The organism is Corynebacterium sp. UMB2355A, assembly GCF_033877495.1.
Classification (GTDB): domain Bacteria; phylum Actinomycetota; class Actinomycetes; order Mycobacteriales; family Mycobacteriaceae; genus Corynebacterium; species Corynebacterium pseudogenitalium.
Genome location: NZ_CP138855.1, coordinates 611,002 through 630,220, shown reverse-complemented (window position 1 = coordinate 630,220; position 19,219 = coordinate 611,002). Strand labels below are relative to the sequence as shown.

18 protein-coding genes are annotated in these 19,219 nt (G+C 63.3%); 10 read left to right on the top strand and 8 right to left on the bottom strand.

Going from position 1 to position 19,219, the window contains the following annotated elements:
• Window positions 1-320 precede the first annotated feature (320 nt).
• The 3 genes from era to R0V12_RS03045 are packed head-to-tail and all read left to right on the top strand — an operon-like array spanning window position 321 to window position 2,789.
• Entirely contained in the window at window positions 321-1,313 is a 993-nt protein-coding gene (gene era / locus R0V12_RS03055) for a GTPase Era (RefSeq protein WP_084028550.1), read from the top strand.
• On the top strand, window positions 1,303-2,040 hold the full coding sequence (gene recO, locus R0V12_RS03050) for a DNA repair protein RecO (protein WP_256001468.1): 738 nt from the start codon (window positions 1,303-1,305) through the stop codon (window positions 2,038-2,040). Before era ends, recO begins: the two co-directional genes overlap by 11 nt.
• 8 nt (window positions 2,041-2,048) lie before the next feature.
• On the top strand, window positions 2,049-2,789 hold the full coding sequence (locus R0V12_RS03045; RefSeq protein WP_240492792.1) for an isoprenyl transferase: 741 nt from the start codon (window positions 2,049-2,051) through the stop codon (window positions 2,787-2,789).
• On the opposite strand, the gene R0V12_RS03040 is transcribed toward R0V12_RS03045, so the two are convergent.
• The gene (locus R0V12_RS03040) at window positions 2,786-3,202 is read right to left on the bottom strand and encodes a Fur family transcriptional regulator (protein WP_256005349.1); all 417 of its coding nucleotides are present in this window, start codon (window positions 3,200-3,202) and stop codon (window positions 2,786-2,788) included. The genes R0V12_RS03045 and R0V12_RS03040 overlap by 4 nt on opposite strands.
• A gap of 114 nt (window positions 3,203-3,316) precedes the next feature.
• Between R0V12_RS03040 and R0V12_RS03035 the strand changes: the two genes are divergently transcribed.
• Genes R0V12_RS03035 through R0V12_RS03025 form a run of 3 tightly spaced genes read left to right on the top strand, consistent with a single transcriptional unit; the run spans window position 3,317 to window position 5,643 of the window.
• On the top strand, window positions 3,317-4,699 hold the full coding sequence (locus R0V12_RS03035; protein WP_070362094.1) for a glycine--tRNA ligase: 1,383 nt from the start codon (window positions 3,317-3,319) through the stop codon (window positions 4,697-4,699).
• Between the two features lie 12 nt (window positions 4,700-4,711).
• Entirely contained in the window at window positions 4,712-5,218 is a 507-nt protein-coding gene (locus R0V12_RS03030) for a hypothetical protein (protein ID WP_070362095.1), read from the top strand.
• Entirely contained in the window at window positions 5,218-5,643 is a 426-nt protein-coding gene (locus R0V12_RS03025) for a hypothetical protein (protein ID WP_320072814.1), read from the top strand. Before R0V12_RS03030 ends, R0V12_RS03025 begins: the two co-directional genes overlap by 1 nt.
• 4 nt (window positions 5,644-5,647) lie before the next feature.
• On the opposite strand, the gene R0V12_RS03020 is transcribed toward R0V12_RS03025, so the two are convergent.
• Entirely contained in the window at window positions 5,648-7,672 is a 2,025-nt protein-coding gene (locus tag R0V12_RS03020) for a TPM domain-containing protein (protein WP_320072813.1), read from the bottom strand.
• Window positions 7,673-7,676: 4 nt separating this feature from the next.
• Here R0V12_RS03020 and R0V12_RS03015 point away from each other — a divergent pair, with 4 nt between their 5' ends.
• Window positions 7,677-8,990: a deoxyguanosinetriphosphate triphosphohydrolase gene (locus R0V12_RS03015; RefSeq protein WP_320073008.1), complete on the top strand. Its 1,314-nt coding sequence runs from the start codon at window positions 7,677-7,679 to the stop codon at window positions 8,988-8,990.
• Window positions 8,991-9,109: 119 nt separating this feature from the next.
• Here R0V12_RS03015 and R0V12_RS03010 read toward each other — a convergent pair whose 3' ends face one another.
• The 5 genes from R0V12_RS03010 to R0V12_RS02990 all read right to left on the bottom strand — a co-directional run bounded on the left by R0V12_RS03010 (window position 9,110) and on the right by R0V12_RS02990 (window position 13,700).
• Window positions 9,110-10,051 (bottom strand): ArsA family ATPase, encoded by a 942-nt coding sequence (locus R0V12_RS03010; protein WP_320072812.1) that lies wholly within the window; start codon window positions 10,049-10,051, stop codon window positions 9,110-9,112.
• Window positions 10,042-10,305, bottom strand: a complete 264-nt coding sequence (locus R0V12_RS03005; protein ID WP_256042243.1) for a cory-CC-star protein — start codon at window positions 10,303-10,305, stop codon at window positions 10,042-10,044. The genes R0V12_RS03010 and R0V12_RS03005 overlap by 10 nt, the downstream gene beginning before the upstream one ends.
• Entirely contained in the window at window positions 10,289-11,983 is a 1,695-nt protein-coding gene (locus tag R0V12_RS03000) for a carbon starvation CstA family protein (RefSeq protein WP_256042244.1), read from the bottom strand. Before R0V12_RS03000 ends, R0V12_RS03005 begins: the two co-directional genes overlap by 17 nt.
• A 249-nt stretch (window positions 11,984-12,232) precedes the next feature.
• Window positions 12,233-13,234, bottom strand: coding sequence for a hypothetical protein (locus R0V12_RS02995; RefSeq protein WP_320072811.1), 1,002 nt, complete (start codon window positions 13,232-13,234; stop codon window positions 12,233-12,235).
• 70 nt (window positions 13,235-13,304) lie between these two features.
• Window positions 13,305-13,700: a guanyl-specific ribonuclease gene (locus tag R0V12_RS02990; RefSeq protein WP_320072810.1), complete on the bottom strand. Its 396-nt coding sequence runs from the start codon at window positions 13,698-13,700 to the stop codon at window positions 13,305-13,307.
• A gap of 155 nt (window positions 13,701-13,855) precedes the next feature.
• On the opposite strand from R0V12_RS02990, the gene R0V12_RS02985 reads away from it, so the two are divergent.
• Together R0V12_RS02985 and dnaG are read left to right on the top strand one after the other, a co-directional pair.
• The gene (locus R0V12_RS02985) at window positions 13,856-15,985 is read left to right on the top strand and encodes a hypothetical protein (protein WP_320072809.1); all 2,130 of its coding nucleotides are present in this window, start codon (window positions 13,856-13,858) and stop codon (window positions 15,983-15,985) included.
• Between the two features lie 49 nt (window positions 15,986-16,034).
• Window positions 16,035-17,945, top strand: a complete 1,911-nt coding sequence (gene dnaG, locus R0V12_RS02980) for a DNA primase (RefSeq protein ID WP_320072808.1) — start codon at window positions 16,035-16,037, stop codon at window positions 17,943-17,945.
• Here dnaG and R0V12_RS02975 read toward each other — a convergent pair.
• The gene (locus tag R0V12_RS02975; RefSeq protein ID WP_252931293.1) at window positions 17,942-18,541 is read right to left on the bottom strand and encodes a MazG nucleotide pyrophosphohydrolase domain-containing protein; all 600 of its coding nucleotides are present in this window, start codon (window positions 18,539-18,541) and stop codon (window positions 17,942-17,944) included. The two genes, dnaG and R0V12_RS02975, sit on opposite strands and share 4 nt — an antisense overlap.
• 20 nt (window positions 18,542-18,561) lie before the next feature.
• Here R0V12_RS02975 and R0V12_RS02970 point away from each other — a divergent pair, with 20 nt between their 5' ends.
• Window positions 18,562-19,215 (top strand): 8-oxoguanine DNA glycosylase OGG fold protein, encoded by a 654-nt coding sequence (locus R0V12_RS02970; RefSeq protein WP_320072807.1) that lies wholly within the window; start codon window positions 18,562-18,564, stop codon window positions 19,213-19,215.
• Window positions 19,216-19,219 lie beyond the last annotated feature (4 nt).

Here is a 19,219-nt window from a genome sequence, read left to right as displayed (position 1 = left end):
TCGCACTCCTTTAACACCTCCACCGGAGTGAAAGCGGCACGAGAGTCACGCGAATTCAGATGGCAGCACGCCATTTCCGCACCGTCGTAGACACCCAGCAGCGCTACAACTTGCCTCCAGCGCACCCCAAATTGCTAAAAGCGTGCGCTTAGAAGCGTGCGATGCAGGTCGCGCTTTTTCACCCTGCCGGGCTGATTTTCAGCGACCAGCGTCGCTCACTCCTTTAACACCTCCACCGGAGCTAAAACGAAACGAAAACGGCCCGAGCTAAAACAGCGACAACACCGTACTGCCAACCGCGCAGGGTAGACTTCTGCACCATGAGCGAAAACTTCCCGGAGTTCCCAGATCTGTCCAACGCACCAGCAGACGCAAACGCGAGCACTCCCGACTACGCCGGCTTCACGCAGACCCCGGAGGGGTTTCGGTCGGGCTTTGTGAGTTTTGTGGGCAGGCCGAATACGGGCAAGTCGACGCTGATGAATGCGTTGGTGGGCGAGAAGATCGCGATTATGGCGGATCAGCCGGAGACGACGCGTCGGCCGATTCGTGGGGTGGTGAATCGGGAGGATGCGCAGGTGATTGTGGTGGATACGCCGGGGGTGCACCGGCCGCGGACGTTGTTGGGGCAGCGGCTGAATGAGATCGTGAAGGATACGTACCAGGATGTGGACGTGATTGGGTTTACGGTGCCTGCGGATGAGAAGTTGGGGCCGGGGGATCGCTACATTTTGGAGGAGATTCGGGCGGCGAAGCCGAAGACGCCGATTGTGGGCATCGTGACGAAGTTGGATAAGGTGCCGAAGGACGTGGTGGGGGAGCGTCTGCTGGAGATGCACGAGTATTTGGGTAAGGACGTGGAGTTGGTGCCGGTGTCTGCGAAGGACCGGGTGCAGCTGGACGTACTGATGGATGTGCTGGTGAGCAAGCTTCCGGAGGGGCCGCGGTTTTATCCGGTTGATCAGGTGACGGATGAGGGCGTCGAGGCGCGGATTGAGGAGTTGATCCGTGAGGAGGCGCTGAGTGGGCTGCGTGAGGAGTTGCCGCACTCGGTGGCGGTGCAGATTGATGAGATGCATCCGGATCCGGAGCGCCCGGATCGGATGATGATTTACGCGGTGATGTTTTTGGAGCGCCCTGGTCAGAAGCGGATTATCGAGGGGCCTGGCGGGCGTCGTTTGAGCGGGATTGTGCACCGTTCGCGGAAGCAGATTATGGAGCTTGTGGGTCAGAATGTGTACCTGGATGTGCGTTTGAAGGTGTTGAAGAACTGGCAGGAGGATCCGAAGGCGTTGGGGCGTCTTGGCTTCTAGGAGAGGTCGCGGGGCGGGGAGGCCGTCGTGGCGTGATCGTGCGTTTGTGGTGCGCACGTACGATTTCGGGGAGGCGGATCGCGTTGTTGTGTTGTTGACGCGCGATCATGGCTTGGTGCGGGGGGTGGCGAAGGGGGTGCGCAAGGCGCGGTCGCGGTTCGGGTCGCGCTTGCAGCCGTTCGTCGAGGTGGATGTGCAGGTCTATCCGGGCAGAGGCTTATCGACGATCACTAGCGCCGATACCGTCGCGTTTTATGGTCACGCGATCATTGATGACTTCGATAGGTACGCGGCGGGTTGCGCGATGTTGGAGGCTGCGGAGAAGCTGTCCTTTGACCAGGGCGATCCGAAGTTGTTCGCGCTGCTGCAGGAGGGCTTTGAGCGTCTGCAGTCGCCGACGCACCCGACCTTGGTGTTGGACGCGTTTTTGTTGAAGGCGGCGGCGCACGCGGGCTGGAAGATGAGCCTGTTTAACTGCGCGAACTGTCAGGCGCCGGGGCCGCATAAGGCGTTTCACGCGGCGGCGGGTGGAGCGGTGTGCACGCTGTGCAGGCCGCCGGGGGCGATGGATGTGGACCCGGAGGTGCTGCATTCGATGTGGCTGTTGGAGCATGACCATGTGTGTTCGGAGGAGTTTGCGGAGCAGGTGCACCGGGCGACGTCTGCTCACCTGCAGTTTTATTTGGGGGCGGGGTTAACAAGTTTGCGAGTGATGAAGCAGGCATAATGTTTCCCATGAGCAGACCGCAGATTTCCCCGGAGTTTATTCCTCGTCATATCGCGTTGGTGATGGACGGTAACGGCAGGTGGGCGCAGGAGCGTGGCATGAAGCGCACCGAGGGCCACAAGCGTGGTGAGGCGGTGCTGCTGGACTGCGTGGATGCCTGCATTGAGATGGGGTCGGTGGAGTGGCTGTCGGCGTACGCGTTCTCGACGGAGAACTGGCGCCGCGCGGCCTCGGAGGTGCGGTTCATCATGGGCTTTTCGCGCGATGTGTTGCACCGCCAGCGCGAGGAGCTGCACGAGAAGAACGTGCGCATCGTGTGGGCGGGGCGCCGCCCGCGGCTGTGGCGCTCGGTGCTACGCGAGCTCGAGGCCGCTGAGGAGCTCACGCAGGACAACACGGGGCTCACACTTGCGATGTGCATCAATTACGGTGGTCGCGCCGAGATTATCGACGGCGCCCGCCAGCTTGCCAAGGACGCTCGGGACGGCAAGATTGCGCCTGGGGATATTACGGAGAAAACGTTCGCGAAGTATATGTACCGGCCGGATATGCCGGACGTGGACCTGTTCTTGCGGCCGAGTGGGGAGAAGCGGACGTCGAACTTCTTGCTGTGGCAGTCGGCGTACGCGGAGATGGTCTACCAGGATAAGCTTTTCCCGGACTTCACCAAGGACGATATGTTCGACGCCGTGTACGAGTATGCGAAGCGGGACAGGAGGTTCGGAGGGGCCGTCGATAAGTTTGATTAGGCCTGGCAGGTGCTGCAGATGCCGTAGATTTCTGCTTCGTGGGCGACGAGCGTGAAGCCGTGCTCTTTGGCGGTGGCCTCAGCCCAGGACTCGACGGGGCCGCCTTCGATCTCCTCGCTGGTGCCGCACTTGACGCACACGAGGTGATGGTGGTGGTGCTCGGTGAGGCAGTGCCGGTAGAGGGTTTCGCCCTCTGGGCTTTGGATGACGTCAACGGCGCCGATTTCTGCGAGCCCCTGCAACGTGCGGTAGACGGTGGTGAGACCGACTTGCTCGTTGCGGTCGACTAGCGCTGCGTGGATGTCTTTGGCGGGGCTGAACTTGTCAATGTCTTTCAGCGCGTCCACGACGGCCTGGCGCTGGCGGGTCATGCGCGGGCCGAGTTTCCTGACGGGGTTATTCGAGCTTGGCATAGTGCGTCCCAGAGTAGCGGACGGCGCCAATGTGGTGGGGTAGATGCTAAGTGTCTGGGGGATTGGCTACACTAAGCGGGTAGTTTTTGCATCACCCATATATGAGGAGTGTTCATGTCAGCCAGCAAGATCGATACCGTTGTTAACCTTTGCAAGCGCCGTGGCCTTGTGTACCCGGCCGGTGAAATTTACGGCGGTACGCGTTCTGCATGGGACTACGGTCCGCTCGGTGTCGAGCTGAAGGAAAACATCAAGCGCCAGTGGTGGAAGCACATGGTGCAGTCCCGGAAGGATACGGTCGGCGTGGATACGTCGATTATCCTGCCGCGTCAGGTGTGGGAGGCATCGGGCCACGTGGAGGTGTTCACGGACCCGCTGGTGGAGTCGCTGTACACCAACAAGCGCTACCGCGCTGACCACCTGCTGGAGGCCTACGAGGAGAAGCACGGCCACCCGCCAGTAAACGGTTTGGCTGACATCAAGGACCCGGAGACGGGCCAGCCGGGCAACTGGACTGAGCCGCGTGAGTTCTCGGGCCTGATGAAGACGTACCTCGGCCCGGTCGACGACAAGGAGGGCCTGCACTACATGCGCCCGGAGACGGCGCAGGGCATCTTTGTGAACTTCAAGAACGTGATGACGTCGGCGCGTCTGAAGCCGCCGTTCGGTATCGCGAACATCGGCAAGTCCTTCCGCAACGAGATCACGCCGGGCAACTTCATTTTCCGTACCCGTGAGTTTGAGCAGATGGAGATGGAGTTCTTCGTCAAGCCGGGTGAGGACGAAGAGTGGCACCAGTACTGGATTGACAACCGTCTGCAGTGGTACATTGACCTGGGGGTTAACCCGGATAACCTGCGCCTGTACGAGCACCCGAAGGAGAAGCTGTCGCACTACTCGAAGCGCACCGTCGACATCGAGTACGCCTACAACTTCACCGGCTCCAAGTGGGGCGAGCTCGAGGGCATCGCGAACCGCACGGACTACGACCTGCGCACGCACTCCGAGAAGTCCGGCGAGGACCTGTCCTACTTCGACCAGGCAGCAAACGAGCGCTGGACGCCGTACTGCATCGAGCCTGCAGCAGGCCTTGGCCGCGCACTGATGGCCTTCCTTGTCGACGCCTACCACGAGGAAGAGGCCCCGAACGCCAAGGGCGGCACGGATACCCGCGTGGTGCTGAAGCTGGATCGACGCCTGGCGCCGGTGAAGGTTGCTGTGCTGCCGCTGTCCAAGAAGTCCGAGCTTGCCGAGCCCGCTGAGGAGCTCGCCGCGAAGCTGCGCCAGCACTGGAACGTCGACTTCGACACCTCCGGCGCGATCGGCCGTCGCTACCGCCGCCAGGACGAGACCGGTACGCCGTTCTGCGTGACCTTCGACTTCGACTCGCTTGAGGATGGCGCCGTGACCGTCCGCGAGCGTGACACGATGGAGCAGGAGCGCGTCAAGATCGACGAGCTCGAGGCATACCTGGCTACCCGCCTAATCGGCTGCTAGGAGGCACTCGCCATGCATTACGTAAGCTGGGACCGCACGCAGCGCGACGCCCCGAAGCTGTTGGCTGAGGCCGGCCCGGAGGTACTCGGCGAATTCACGCACGAGTCCGCAACGGTGGGCGGGCAGCAGTGGGACCTGCTGGTCGCCCCTGAGTCCGGCGCGGTGGCGAAGTGTAACGGTGAGACAGTGGTGGAAGCCACCGCTTCCTTGGCACGCGCGAAGGAGATCCCTGTGCACATCGGGGAGCGCTCCTACGTGCTGGTCAACGAGTGGGGCAAGAACTGGGTGGTCAACGACGCCGCCGGCGAGAAGGTCGCGCAGTTCACCCAGGACCACAACGGGGTGCGCAAGGCAATCCTCGAGTTCGAGGGCGAGACCACCCTGCCTGCCACCGACGTGGCCGGCCTGGCGTGGGTAAGCCGCGAGGTCCTGGAGGCGAAGAAGCTCGGGATTTCGAATGCGTTGATCGGCACGCTGTTGCTGTTCTCGGGAATCATCGTGCTGGTGATGTTCCTCTAATGACCACGGTGTGGTGGCGCGGTGCGGCGCTCGAAGGCACCGATGCGGCGGTGGCAACCGTGGAGGGCGCCACGATCACCGCGGACGGCCACCGCATCACGATGGTGTCGACGTCCCCTGCGTCGCTGCGCGGGGTCGACGAGCGCGGCCAGCGCTATCTGCTACGCAAGACGAGCCTGACGGTGGCGCGCTACGCCGCCGAGTGCGGCGGCAGGCCGTACACGGTGCGCAGAACCCGGGGGCGCTGCCGCGACATTATCGACGCCCGCGGCACCACCGTCGCAACGACAAACGGCCACCTCAACGGGGAGTTGGAGGTGACCGTTCTGGGGGACTGCGCCTCCGAGGCGCTCGTGGGGGATCTGCTGTTTATAACGTGGGCGCTCACGTACGTGGATACGCCCACGCGCAGGCTGCGCTACTAGCCGGTTAGAAGGTGCCGCCGCGGGTAGTCATCCCGCCGCCACCGCCGCCACCGGAGAAGCCGCCGCCTCCACCGAAACCACCCCCACCGAAGCTTCCCCCGCGGTTGCCGCCACCGGAGAGGATCGATCCCCACAGCACGGCCTGCGCCATGGAGTTCGCGGTATCGCGGGCTTGGGCGCGGCGGTACTGATCCAGATCGTCCTTGGCGGCCTGGATCGCGCGACGCGCGGTGGTGGTTGCCTGGCGGGCGTACTCGATGGCCTCGCGGGTGTTGCTGGTGCGGCGCTGCTGGGCCTCCGCGTACTCGCGCTGCGCCTGCGCCAGTAGGGTGCGCGGCTGCGAGCTGATGATGCGGCCGCGGGAACGAATCATGTCCTCGGCGGACTGGATCTGGGTGGTGGCCACCTGCATCTGCTGGTCGAACATGGTCAGGGCCCGTGACTGGTCGTGGGCGGCACCCTCGGCGCGTTCGATTTCGGCGTCGAGCTGGGCGTCCACGTCGCTCAAGTCGGCGTACAGGCTCAGCGGGTCGGTGGTGTCGCGGTCGCCGATGTTGGCGATAGCCTCACGGGCGGTCGCGGAAGCTCGATCGAGGGCGGCCACGTCGATGTCAGCGCCCTGCGCACGCGCGCCCTTAAGCTGCGCGATCTGCTCGATCTCGTCGCGGATTTCCTGAATGAGCGACGAGAGGTTCTCCTTCGCTGTCCGGATGTTCGCGTCGGCGTGCTCGATGGCTGACAGGTTGTGGTCGGAAAGTTCGACGGCGCGGGTGGCGGCGGAGAGGACGTCGAGAAGCGGGCCCTGCTCACCGGCCGGACGCGCGGCAAGACCGCGGGCCTTGTCCAACTGCGCCTCGGCCTCGTCGAGAGACTCGGCGGCGAGCTCCACGTTGCCGTCGATGGAGTACAGCATCTGGGCGGGATACTGCTCCCGCAGCGCCGCTAGCTGTTGCTTCGCCGGCTCCAGCCGCGAGCGCAGATCCACGGTGCGCTGCATCACCTTCTCGATCTCCTCCGGCGCGCGCATCAGCACACCGCGCATCGAGTTGAACTCCTCCGTCTTTGCGCGCAGCGACGCCTCGGCGGTGCGGGCAGACGTAATGATGTCGATGAGCATGGCACGGCGCTCCGGCTCGGTCTCCGGGATGGCGTCGTGCAGCGCCTGCTGGGTGCGAAACGCGCGCTGCAGGGCAGTGGTCGCCGAGTTCATCGCGGCGGTAAACGGGCGCACGCGGTCCGCGCCGAACTCAGAGGTAGCCAGGTGCAGCTCCTCCTGGCCCTGCTGCACGGACTCGTCGGCAGCGACGAGCGCCTCCTGCGCCACCGTGTCCAGGGTGGCGGTAGGCAGGCGGTTCAACGAATCCGCATCGCCGGGTGCCAGCTCGCGTGCCGACGCCACCTGCGCCTCCCGGTGCTGCTTGTTCTTACGACGCGACACAGCCCAGTACCCGCCACCAGCAACCGCGGCGAGCCCGGCACCGCCGGCAATCAGGCCAGTTGCCTCGCCGCCGCCTGAGCCCGAACCCGTGCCACCCGAACCAGCACTAGCGCTGCCGGCCGCCTCAACCGCGGCCAGCGCGGCACCCGCCCAGTCAGACTGCACCAACCTCGCGTACGCCGCCTGGTCAATCGCGTCCGCCTCCGCAGACGACCACTGCTCGCCAGTAGTCACGCTGTAGGCGCGCTCATTCGGCGAAATCGCGATGACTGCCGTGTTCGGCCCGTTGGCCCGCACCGCGTCCTCCGTCCACTCCGACGGCGGCGTTCCCTCAAAGGAATCTAGGAACACCACCCGCACCGAGCGACCCTTCTGCGCGCTGACCTGCGCGATAGCGTCCTCAACCTGGGAAATCTCCCCAGGAGTCAGGACGCCAGCTTCGTCGGTGACTGGCGTCGTCAACAAGCTGGGCTGAAGTGCCAGCACAGACACGGACGGCGCTGCAGCCTGCGCCACCGGAGCGACAGCCAGCAACGCGCCCCCAACGAACAGCGGGGCAGCGGCCAAGAGACGGTAGTTGCGCTTAGTCATGCCAATGAGGGTAGTCGCTCACACAGAAACGTGCCGGAACCGTTTACGCTCAGAAGGCGTGTACACCTATAACGCCGCAGACGTCGAACGCCGCGCCCCCGAAGCCCCCAAAGGGGCCCAAACCGCGCCCCACGCAGACACCCGCGACGCCTTCGCCCGCGACCGCGCGCGCGTCCTCCACTCCGCGGCGCTACGACGCCTCGCCGACAAAACCCAAGTCGTCGGCCCCCGCGACGGCGACACACCCCGCACCCGCCTCACCCACTCGCTGGAAGTCGCCCAGATCGCACGCGGCATCGGCACCGGACTCGGCCTTCACCCCGACCTATGCGAAATGGCCGGCCTCACCCACGACATCGGCCACCCGCCCTACGGCCACAACGGCGAAAACGCCCTCAACGAAGCTGCCCCCTGCGGCTTCGAAGGCAACGCACAAACCCTACGCATCCTCGCGCGCCTCGAACCAAAAATAATTATCGACGCCACCACCTACGGCCTCAACCTCACCCGCGCCAGCCTCGACGCCGCCACCAAATACCCGTGGACCCGCACCAACCCCGACGGCACAATCAACCGCAAATACTCCGCCTACGACGAAGACGCCGACATCCTCGCCTGGGCACGCGCCGGACACACCGACAACCGCCCGCCCATGGAAGCACAGGTGATGGACTTCGCCGACGACATCGCCTACTCCGTCCACGACGTCGAAGACGGCATCGTCTCCTCTCGCGTGTCCCTCCAAGTCCTTTGGGACTTCGTCGAGCTCGCCGCCCTCGCCGAGAAAGGTGCCGCCGCGTTTGGCGGCACCGCCGACTCCCTCATCGACGCCGCCGACCGCCTCCGCGCTCTGCCCGCCATCGCCGCAGCCGCCGACTTCGACTTCACTCTCCAGTCCTGGACCCAACTCAAAGCGCTGACCTCCCAGCTGGTCGGGCGCTACGTCGGCGGGGTCACGCAGGCCACGCTCACCGACGAAGCAAACAACGTGCTGGGCAGACAGCACGGCAACCTCGTGGTCCCGCGCGACGTGGAGGCAGAGGTCCGTCTTCTCAAGACCGTCGCCGTGCTCTATGTGATGGACGAGCCCGCGCACCTCGCTCGCCAGGACCGGCAACGCGACCGCATCTTCCACGTCCACGAGTACCTGCGCGCCGGCGCGCCGGGCACCCTGGACACGATGTTCCAGCAGTGGTTCGAGGCCGCCGAGACAGATCTGGAGCGCGAGCGCGTCATCGTGGACCAGATCGCTTCGATGACGGAGTCGCGCCTCGAGCGCACCGCGAAGAAGGCCGCCGCATTCGACGGCTTCTACTAGAGGTATGCCTCGCGAGATTATTCGGAAAATCGTGAACGAAATTGTAGTTTTTGTGACTCGGCACACAAGCAAATCTGTTCACAAAATCCCGACTCCGCTCGAGACGACACCTTCTACCTCTACGTGGAGAGGAATCCAGCGATCTGCTCGAGCGCATCCCGCGTGCCAATTTCGCCCGGAAGCCACGGAAGCTCAAGGATCGGCACCGGAAGGTCAAGCAGCTCCAGCGCTCGCGCTTCCACCTCGCGCCGTCCCGCCAAAAATGAACCGGCCTCATCTGGCGTGCGACGGTTCACCACGGCCCCGCCGACGTGCACACCGTGGGAGGTGAGCTCCTCGTAGAACTCCATCGACTCCATGACCGGCAGGCGTTCGGCGGTCAGCACGATGTGGAAGACGCACTGGGCGGGATTGGTGAGCACGGCGCGGAGGTGCTCGAACTTGCGGCGGCGCTTCAGCAGCGTGGAGCGGATCTGCTGATTGCGGCGGTCGACGGGGGAGCCGCTGTTCCCGGAAGTGCCGCCCATCCCGCGGACGAGCTCGCTGAACTTATCGGACTTATCGCGCCGGGCCAAGAGGCCGTCGGTGTAGGCGGCCATGACCTCGGGGAGTGCCATGAGGCGGGAGGTGTGGCCGGAGGGGGCGGTGTCGAAGATGATGTGGTCGTAGTCGCCGCGCTCTGCGACGAGGTCCGCGATGCGCTCGAGGAGTGCGGCCTCGTGCAGGCCGGGGGAGTGCCGTGACATCTCCAGGTGGCGGTCCACTTCGCGGTGGAGGCGTTCGGGCATCATGGCGCGCATCGATTCGCCGACGGCGCGCAGGTGCTGCTCCGTGATAGTTGCCGGGTCGAGCTCGATGGCGTGGAGGTTCGGTTCGAGGGCGGTGGGGGCGTCGTCAAGCGTGGTGCCCCAAATGTGCCCGAGGTTGTGTGCGGGGTCCGTCGAGACCAACAGGACGCGGCCGCCGCGCGCGGCGAGGCGTACGGCCGTGGCGGCGGAGATCGTCGTTTTACCGACGCCCCCTTTGCCACCGAAGAACATGACTGGGGCGTCTAGCAACATGAGATCCCATCGAGTGGTGAGCGTTCCATGCCCATGCGGGTGTGCCAAGCGTGGAAGTCGTCGTAAAGCAGGGGGAGGAGTTCGAGTGTGTAGTAGCTGGCGGGGTTCGGGATGCCGAGCATTTCGGAGGCGACGAGCAGGGTGAACAGGTCGTCCTCCTCGCGTGCGGCGCGGGCGAATTCGCGGCGGTAGGGCGCCTGGTAGAACTCGCTGAGGCCCGCGCCGAGCGCGGCCAGCTTACTGCGCAGGCTCATGGACTGGCGTGTCCTCCCAGTCGACGGCTGGCTCGCGGCGCGCCTTGCTGATCGCGGTGATCGCCTCAACGATGACCCAGATCGCGCAGATAATAATGACGACGTCGATAGCGAGCAGCAGCCAGTTGCCTGCCTCGAAGAGGGTGCGCAGCTGCAGCACCGCCGCCCACAGTGACATGAGCGTGACGAACGCCAGCGGGATCAGCAGTGGCAGCGTTGGGCGACGCAGCCTGGTCAGGATGACCACCAGGACTGCCAGGGTCAGCCCGGCCATCAGCTGGTTCGTGGTGCCGAACAGCGGCCAGATGATCATGCCGCCGGACCCGTCGAGGCCCGTCGAGAACGTCAATCCCAGTGCGGCACCTACCGCGATGATCGTGGCTGCCAGGCCGGAGAGCTTCACTCCCATAATCTGGCCGATCTCGCCGACGACCATGCGCTGCAGACGCACACCAGAGTCCATCGTGGTCGCAGCGAAGAGGACAGCCATGGTGGCCAGAATCGTGGCCGACAGGGACGTCGGGATGCCCAGGCCCTGGTTCATCAACGCACCGCCGCCTTCGACGAAGGCGTTGACGCCACCGGCGTTCCACTCGTTGTACACGTTCTCCCAATCCGCGATCGTCTTGTAGCCGCCCGTCGTCGCCACAATCGTGCCGAGGGCCAGCAGGCCCTCACCAACCGCACCGAAGTACCCGACGAAGCGCGCGTCCGTCTCCTTATCCAACTGCTTCGCCGACGTACCCGAAGCAACAATGCCGTGGAAGCCAGACACCGCACCACACGCAATCGTCACGAAGAGCAGCGGGAAGATACTCGGCGTGCCCTCCGGCACCGCCTCATTAATCGACGGCGCCACAATCTCCGGACGCACAATAAAGAACGAAGCGTACAGAATAATCAGACCAACAAACAGCTGCAGACCATTGATGTAATCACGCGGCTGCAACAGCACCCACACCGGCAGCATCGACGCAATGAACGCGTACACGAACAGCAAAATGATCCAGATACCGCGATCCGGAATGCCCATCACCGTCTCCGGCAGCGCGAGCGGCACGCGGTCACCAATCACCATCAGCGCGTACAGCGCCACAACACCAACCACCGACACCAGCGGCAGATTCCACTTCAGGCGGTAAATCGCCTGCCCAATCAGCACCGCCACCAGGATCGCGCCCCACGTCGGAATCACCGCCGACGGCGTCGCGATCAGCAGATTCGAAATCACCACCGCGAACGCAGTATTCACCATCAGCAGCAGCAGGAAAATCACCACGAGGAAGAGATTGCGCCCACGCGCGCCGATATAGCGCCCCGACAACGTGCCAATCGACTGGCCCCTATGCCTTTGCGACGCCCACAACGCCCCCAAATCGTGCATCCCCGCAAAGAACACCGTTCCCAAGGTCACCCACAGGAATGCGGGCAGCCAACCCCAAATCACAGCGACTGCCGGGCCGATAATCGGCGCGGCGCCCGCCACGGAAGTGAAGTGGTGGCCCCACAGCACGTACTTGTTGGTGGGCACGTAGTCCACGCCGTCCTCCATGGTGTGCGCCGGGGTCTCATAGCTCTCAGAGAGCTTATAGACCCGCTGGCCCAGGAACTTTGAATAGAGCAGGTACCCGGTGAGCAGCATCGCCAGCCCGATGAGTACGAGGAAGAGCGAGTTCATGCGGTCGCCTTTCTTTCAGTGTCTTGAGTCACAACTGCGGAAAGTATGCCACACCTCACAGCTCATTTCCGGCGTTTTCTGAACACTCTCGGAGGTTCTCGTCGGCGACGGCTCGTGTGGGGTGGGGATATGCCTCGAGAGATTGTTCGGAAAATCGTGAATAGAATTGCGCATTTTGTGACTCCAACCACACGCAATTTTGTTCACAATTTCCCGACTCCGCTCGAGAGCACACATGCCACCCCAAAATCACCACGCGGGAAGAAGGCCTTCGGGCCGCTCATCGTCGGGGAATCTGCTAATCCGTGCGATGTAGGCTTCAATGGTTGCGTCGCGTGGGGAGCTGTCAACATATTGCAGTGGTTCGCGCGGGCCCCGGCAGATGTCGCAATGTGGACGGCCGTGGTAGGTGGCGCGCACGGTGTCGGCGATGAGGTTGATCGTGCCGCGGAGGTCGCGGTGGAGTGCTTCCACGGGGACGTGCAATGTGCGGACCCAGCTGGTTTCGGTGGGGGCGCAGTGGTCGTCGAAAAGTGGGGCGTCGGTGAGTGCGAGGGCGAAGTGGGTGCCGTACATGACGCGGTGCGGTTGGGTGTGCCAGTAGTGTGCGGGGAGTGCGTGGTGGGAGAGGAGGGCGGTGGCGAGGTAGCTGAGCTCGGGCGCGATTGGGTGGTGGGTGGCGCGCTCCCAGCAGAGTTGGAGGGTGTTGCGGTCGCGTTGGTGGGGCAGGGCCCAGATGGCTGCGGTGATGGTGTCCTCGTGGCCGCCGATGTGTTTGAGGTGGTTGAGGACGGGGTAGAGCTGCGCGCGTGGCTCCCATTTGAAGATGCCCGCGATGGTTTCGGGCAGGGGTGCGACGCGGATTCCGGCGATGGTGTCGGTTGTGTGGAGGATTTGGCGTCGATAGTGGAGGCCGGGGCGCCATTTGCTGCGGGTGATGGAGGTGCCGTTGGGCAGTGCGACTTCGGTGAGTTCGGGCTGTCGGCCGAGGTGCGGCACGGGGAGGCGGTGGAGGCGCGCGGCGGTGCGCCCAACGATGGCGGCTTTGCGGTTTTCGCGGCCGTGGATGAGGGCTCGTGCGATGCGGCGGGTGTCGGGGTCAAGCGTGCCCCACCACCGCTTTTCGACGGCCCCATACCTCCCAATCTGCACCATAGTCCCGCTCGCGACGGCCTGTTTGTGCCGCTGAGCTAGTACTGTGCGTCCCCGAAGGCTGTGAATGTGTGCGCGCAGCGCTGCGAATTCCCCCATGCGTTGGAAGTGTAGCAATTTTGTTCACAATTTCCCGAGTGTGCTCGAGACGCCACCTTCCCCCAGTTGGTTACCTTGGCTGCACCTCGCAGAAGGTGTCGTAGTGGTTGTCGGTGTAGTACCACTCGTCGACGACGCCGTCGGCTCCGCCGCCGGTTACGATCCGTCGCAGCCCGCGGTGGTGCACGCCCGGTGTGTCTACGGTGTATTCGCGGTAGTAGCCGAGCGGTTCCTCTGGGAGGGTGCCTTCGTAGTTGCCGAAGCGCGAATCGTCCTCCGGGTGCGGGTAGGGGCCGCCGGACTCGATGAGGTCGATGGTGTCCCAGGCCTCTGCGGGGAGGTTCGGGCAGGAGGTGGGGTCTCCCGCCGTGGTGCCCTTGTCATTGCCGGGCAGGAGCGTGTTGAGGAGGAGCGCCGCGGCGACAACGACGGCGCCGACAGCGGTGTTCTTCGATGTTCGGCTCACGGGAAGTCATTGTGGCACAGGCTCCGCAGAACAGTTAGGAACTGCCTTGCAGAAGTCGTAGTGGAAGCTGTGTATTTGTTGTAGGCTGCTTTCAACAATTGAAAAGACTTTGGCTTTGCGCTGGTTGCGGAGCTATTCGCTGTAAAGGGGAACTCATGGGAAGAAATGTGAGGGGCTGGCGTCGCGCGACCGTTGCGGTGGGTGTGTCGTTGGCATTGGGGGCGGGATCGATGACCGCTCCGGTTCAGGCTGCGCCAAGTGAGCCTGAGTTTGGTTCGAGTGTGGAGGATCCGTATGCGGCAGGTGTGCAGCTGCCGAAGATGCAGCCGTTGCGGATTGGGAGTGTCGTCTTGCCTGGGGAGCTGGTCGGTGTTGCCTCAGTGCTTGGGTTGTTGGCGATTATCGCGACGATTGCAGCAACGGTGACGAAGGCCCAGGGCGGGCAGGGCGGATCCTCGAGTGGTGAGGGGAGCTCGCGGTTGGGGTTGAAGCCGGATGAGTACCGGGCGGATAACGGGGCCATCTATAAGGTGAATTCGCAGGCCCGGAACTTTTCGACGCAGCAAGCCACAGCACTGTTCCCGAGAGGCGCCGGGCAGATCGGTTCGACTCTCGAACTGAGCAAGCAGGCATTCGAGCAGTTGCACCTCCGCGAGGGCGACGTGCTTTCGATCCCGCCGAGCGCGAAGTTCCCGGGGGCGGCGATGGCGAAGATCGTCAAGGTTGAAGAAGGGACGACCGCCGTCACGGTGGAGACGAAACCTGCGATCCTGGATGACATCATTGAGTACACGAAGGGCGATGTGAAGTTCCAGGGCCGCCTGATGACTGCCGAGCCGATGACGATCATCGACCCAGTGACTGGCGCGCAGATCAATGCGATGCCAGCAGCGGATGCCGAAAAGGAAGCAAAGCTTGAGCTTACAGCTGATCTGAAGAAGCTTGCGGAATCGAAGAGGCTGGTGAAGAAGGATGCCTTGTCGAAAGCGGAACTCACTGGTGGTGTCAGCGTGAGCCCAGAGTTGGGCATCAATAAGGAAGCTGTCGAGAAAGAGGCAGATAAGAGCTTTGAGCTCAAGACGAAGATTTACACCAAGTTCGAGGTAAAGACTGGGTCAAAGATTGACGTGGGCGAAGACTTGGGTAAGGCGGCGGAGGATTACTTGCAGAAGCGGTTTGGCAAGAAGCGACCTTGGCTGTTCCCAGTGGGACCGGTGTGGGTGTATATGGACACTGGTGTTGAGCCAACGTTTGAACTTGAACTGTCAGCTGAGCGGGCCAGGAGCTTCTCATTAGAAGCTTCGAAGGAGGGCGTTATCGGGTTTAAGTATGACGCAGATAGTCGGAGTTTGAAACAAATCTCCCGTGAAGCTTCCCCGGGGACGTTCAAACCAGAATTTAGCGAGGTTGAGAGCACGTTAACCGCACGGCTTGAGCCCGGTGTGCAGGCTACCGCAGCTTTGTGGAAGACATTTAATGGCGCGCTTGGCGCAAGTCTGGCGGGTCAGGCCGACCGAAAGAACGACACATGCACTGGGTCGTTGGCCCTGAACGCGCCAAAGGGTGAGATCACTGTGGAATCGCCACTCGGTGGAGTACTCGGCGGTTGGTCCAAGATGGAGTTCTTGAGCCTGGAACTGACTAGTGAATTGGTGAAGAAGGAGTGGGACCTTGGCTGCGGTAAAGACCCAGACACGGGCAAGGACCCAGGCAAGAACAAGGATCAGGACAAGGGTAAGGATCAACCCCAGCACACACCCGATATTTCGGCCGACCTAAAGCACAAGATGCTAAACATGAAAATTCCGGCGGTGTGCGGACATTATGGTGGACGCCTTATTAACGGGCGCCTGGAGGAGTCTGCTGTCCGGTATAAGTATGGGTTTGTAGACATTAATACCCGCATCGGGGAATCATTCGACGAGCCATTAGGCGTCAATGCGAAGTGGCTCAACGTCGATGGGAAGGATCGCATTCTGCTGGTAGCGCAGTGCTATGCAGGAGGCACTGCTTGGCCACAGAGCCTCTTCCTGCTGGACGAAAACCTCAATTTTGTAGAAACCGGACCTTACGGGAATGGCCTCACCATTGAGCCACAGCGACCAGAGGCGCGCAGGCCGTTCTACGTCTTCGAAACGGAAGGCGACAAGGTCATGCTCAAGTACGGCGCGGCCGATGAGCGCGACGCGATGGCCGCGCCGTCGCTGATCATCGAGGGCACGTACCGTGTTGATGGCCAGCGGCTTGTGCCGGTCGGTACGCCGCGTGTGGAGAAATTGTTCTAGGAGCGGTACGCACATCCTGAATGTCGGTGCCGGGGGTTAGGATGTGCGTATGGCTAGGGGCAGAATTCCGGATAGTGACATTGAGGCTATTCGTGAGCGGGCGGCGATCGAGGACATCGTTGGCGAGTATGTGCAGCTCAAACCGGCTGGGTATGACTCGCTGAAGGGCTTGAGCCCGTTTAAGGATGAGAAGACGCCGTCTTTCCACGTCCGGCCGGCGCGCGGGTACTACCACTGCTTTTCCACGGGCAAGGGCGGGGATGTTTTTTCCTTCCTGATGGAGATGGAGCAGATGTCCTTCCCGGAGGCGGTGGAGGCGGTTGCTCAGGAGATCGGCTACCACATCAATTACCAGGGCGGGACGACTGGTGGGCGTGATGTGAAGCCGGGGACTCGGGCGCGCTTGTTGGCGGCGAATAAGGCGGCGCACGAGTTTTACCGTGAGCAGTTGGAGACTCCGGAGGCGGAGGTCGGTAGGAATTTTTTGCTGGAGCGTGGGTTTTCGAAGGAGCTGATTTATCACTTCGAGTGCGGCTACGCCCCGGATGGTTGGGACACGTTGACGAAGCACTTGCTTCGCAAGGGTTTCGACGCCCAGGAGCTCCAGGACGCCGGGATTTCGAGTATGGGGCGTCGCGGGCCGATTGATAAGTTTCGGCGCCGTTTGATTTGGCCGATTAAGGATGTGGCCGGCAACGTGATCGGGTTTGGGGCCCGCAAGCTCTTTGATGATGACCCGATGGGTAAGTACATGAACACTGCGGACACGATGTTGTACCACAAGTCGAAGGTGCTCTTCGGGCTGGATTTGGCCAAGAAGCACATTGCTACGGATCACCAGACGGTGGTGGTGGAGGGCTACACGGACGTGATGGCGATGCACGCTGCGGGGGTGAAGACGGCGGTGGCGTCGTGTGGTACGGCGTTCGGTAAGGATCACATGGCGGTGATCCGCCGCCTCATGTTGGATGACAACTACTTCCGTGGCGAACTGATTTACACCTTCGACGGTGACGAGGCTGGCCAGAAGGCGGCGATGCGCGCGTTCCAGGGGGATCAGCAGTTTTCGGGGCAGTCGTTTGTGGCGGTCGCCCCCGACGGCCTGGACCCTTGTGACCTGCGCCTTGAGCGTGGGGATTCTGCGTTGCGGGACTTGGTGGCGTCGAGAATTCCGATTTTTGAGTTCGTGATTGAGTCCCTGCTGAAGGACTACTCGCTGGACACGGCGGAGGGGCGCCTGCAGGCGTTGCGACGCACCGTTCCCGTCGTCGCCGGTATCAGCGACAAGGTACTGCAGACGGAGTACGCGCGCAGGCTCGCCGGCTGGGTGGGCTGGCCGAACCCGGACGAGGTGCTCCAGCAGGTCCGCGAGGAGGCGCGTCGGCCGAAGAAGCAGCAGCGTACCTGGCAGAAGCCACAGCGCCAGCAGCAGGCCGCGCCGGGTCAGCCGCCCGCGTTGGTGCCGCCGAACCCGCAGGATCCGCTGTTGTGGCCGCAGCGCGAGGCGCTCAAGATTGCGCTGCAGTACCCGGAGAAGGCCGGCAGCTACTTTGAGGGCATTTCGCCGGAGGCGTTTACCAACCCGGCGTATCGCCAGGTGCGTGACGCGATCGAGAAGGCTGGCGGGGTGACGGGCGCGCACGTCGGCCCGCAGTTTTTGGCGAAGGTCGCGCAGGAGATGCTGGACCTGGTGGGCCGCAATTTCGTTTCAGAGTTGGCGGTTGAGCCGATGCACCCGGACGACATTGACCGTTACGTGGACTCGGTGCTCTCGCGGTTGCAGGAGACCCGCGTGGGGGATCAGATTGCGCTGCTGAAGGCGCAGCTGCAGCGCATGCGTCCCTCCGACGACGAGGCCGCCTACAACGCGCTGTTCTCCGACTTGGTGGCGCTTGAGCAGGCGCGCCGGGAGCTCAACGACCGCGCCCTGCGCGGCGGGGCCTACGGGCCGCAAGGCTAGTTACCCTTGGCTTTGGCTTCCTGCCACAGCCGGTCCTGGGTTTCGGCGTCGATGGTGCCGGTGCTGCCGTCGAAAAGGTAGGGGGAGCGCGCCTTCATCTTATCGACGAACCCCTGCGCCACCTCCGCGAACCCGAACGCGCCGCGCTCTGCCGCGATTTCGGCGTGGAAGAGGACTTGCAACAGGACGTCGGAAAGCTCTTTGCGCAGGGCTTCGTCGCCTTCGTTGTCGGTGATGGCGGCGGCGAGCTCCTCGGTTTCCTCGTGGAGGTAGGGCAGCAGCGTTTCGTGTGTCATGGACCGCTCCCACTGCCCGCGCGTGCGTGCCGCGTGCATGACGGATACTGCCTGGTGGACGGGGTCCTCGAGCGAGGGCACCCGCTCGACGTGCTCGCCCTTCGCGACGCGCTCCCGCACCACCTCGTCATCCTCGTTTGTGGTGAGGAGCCAGGGGCAGGGGCCGTCGGGAGCGTCGGCAAGGTCCCACCGCACGGAGACGGGCACTTCCATGGTGAACTCCACTGGTCCCCGGATGCGCTGCGCTACTGAAACGGGCAGCATGTCGGGCCAACGAGGGTCAAGCACGAGGATGGTCATAGTGTGTAACAATAGTCCGCATGACAAACCAGATTGCAGAAGCCATCAAGGCCGTTTCCCCAACCGCGGAAGCCGTCGCGCAAGAAACCGTCAGCTTTTCCCCGATCCGCTGGAAGACCGGCTGGCCGCACAACCTGCGCCGCGTCCCACCCTTCCGCGACGACGCCACCGCGACCCTGACCCGCCGCGAAGTCTTCGCCTTCGCGCAGGATGTGGTGGACTCCGAGTTCGCCCGCGACCAGATCATCGACTTTTTGGGCGCGTCCTTCGCATTCCAGGGCGGCAAGAACGCGCAGGCGCAGCTGAAGCTGCAGCAGTTCCTGCGCAACAAGGGCAAGGCGAACGCGCTGCTGCAGGCGCTGCGCAAGGTCGGCTCCGGGGAGCTCACACCAGTCCAGCAATACGAAGCTGTCGTGGCCACGGGCCTGCCCGCGAAGTTCGCGTCCGGCCTGATCTATTTCCTGGCAGGTCCACAGGAGGCCGCCGACGAGAAGCCGCTCATCATCTGCTCCAACCGCGCGAAGGGCGCCGACCTGGACGTAACCAGCGACTGGTCCGCCGACGAATACGGCACCTACCTGGCAGCCATCAAGGCCGGGCGCGACGAGCACGCCCCCGAGCTGCCACTTGACGCGGTAGAATTCGCACTACGCGAGCACGCCCGCCAAGGATAGGAGA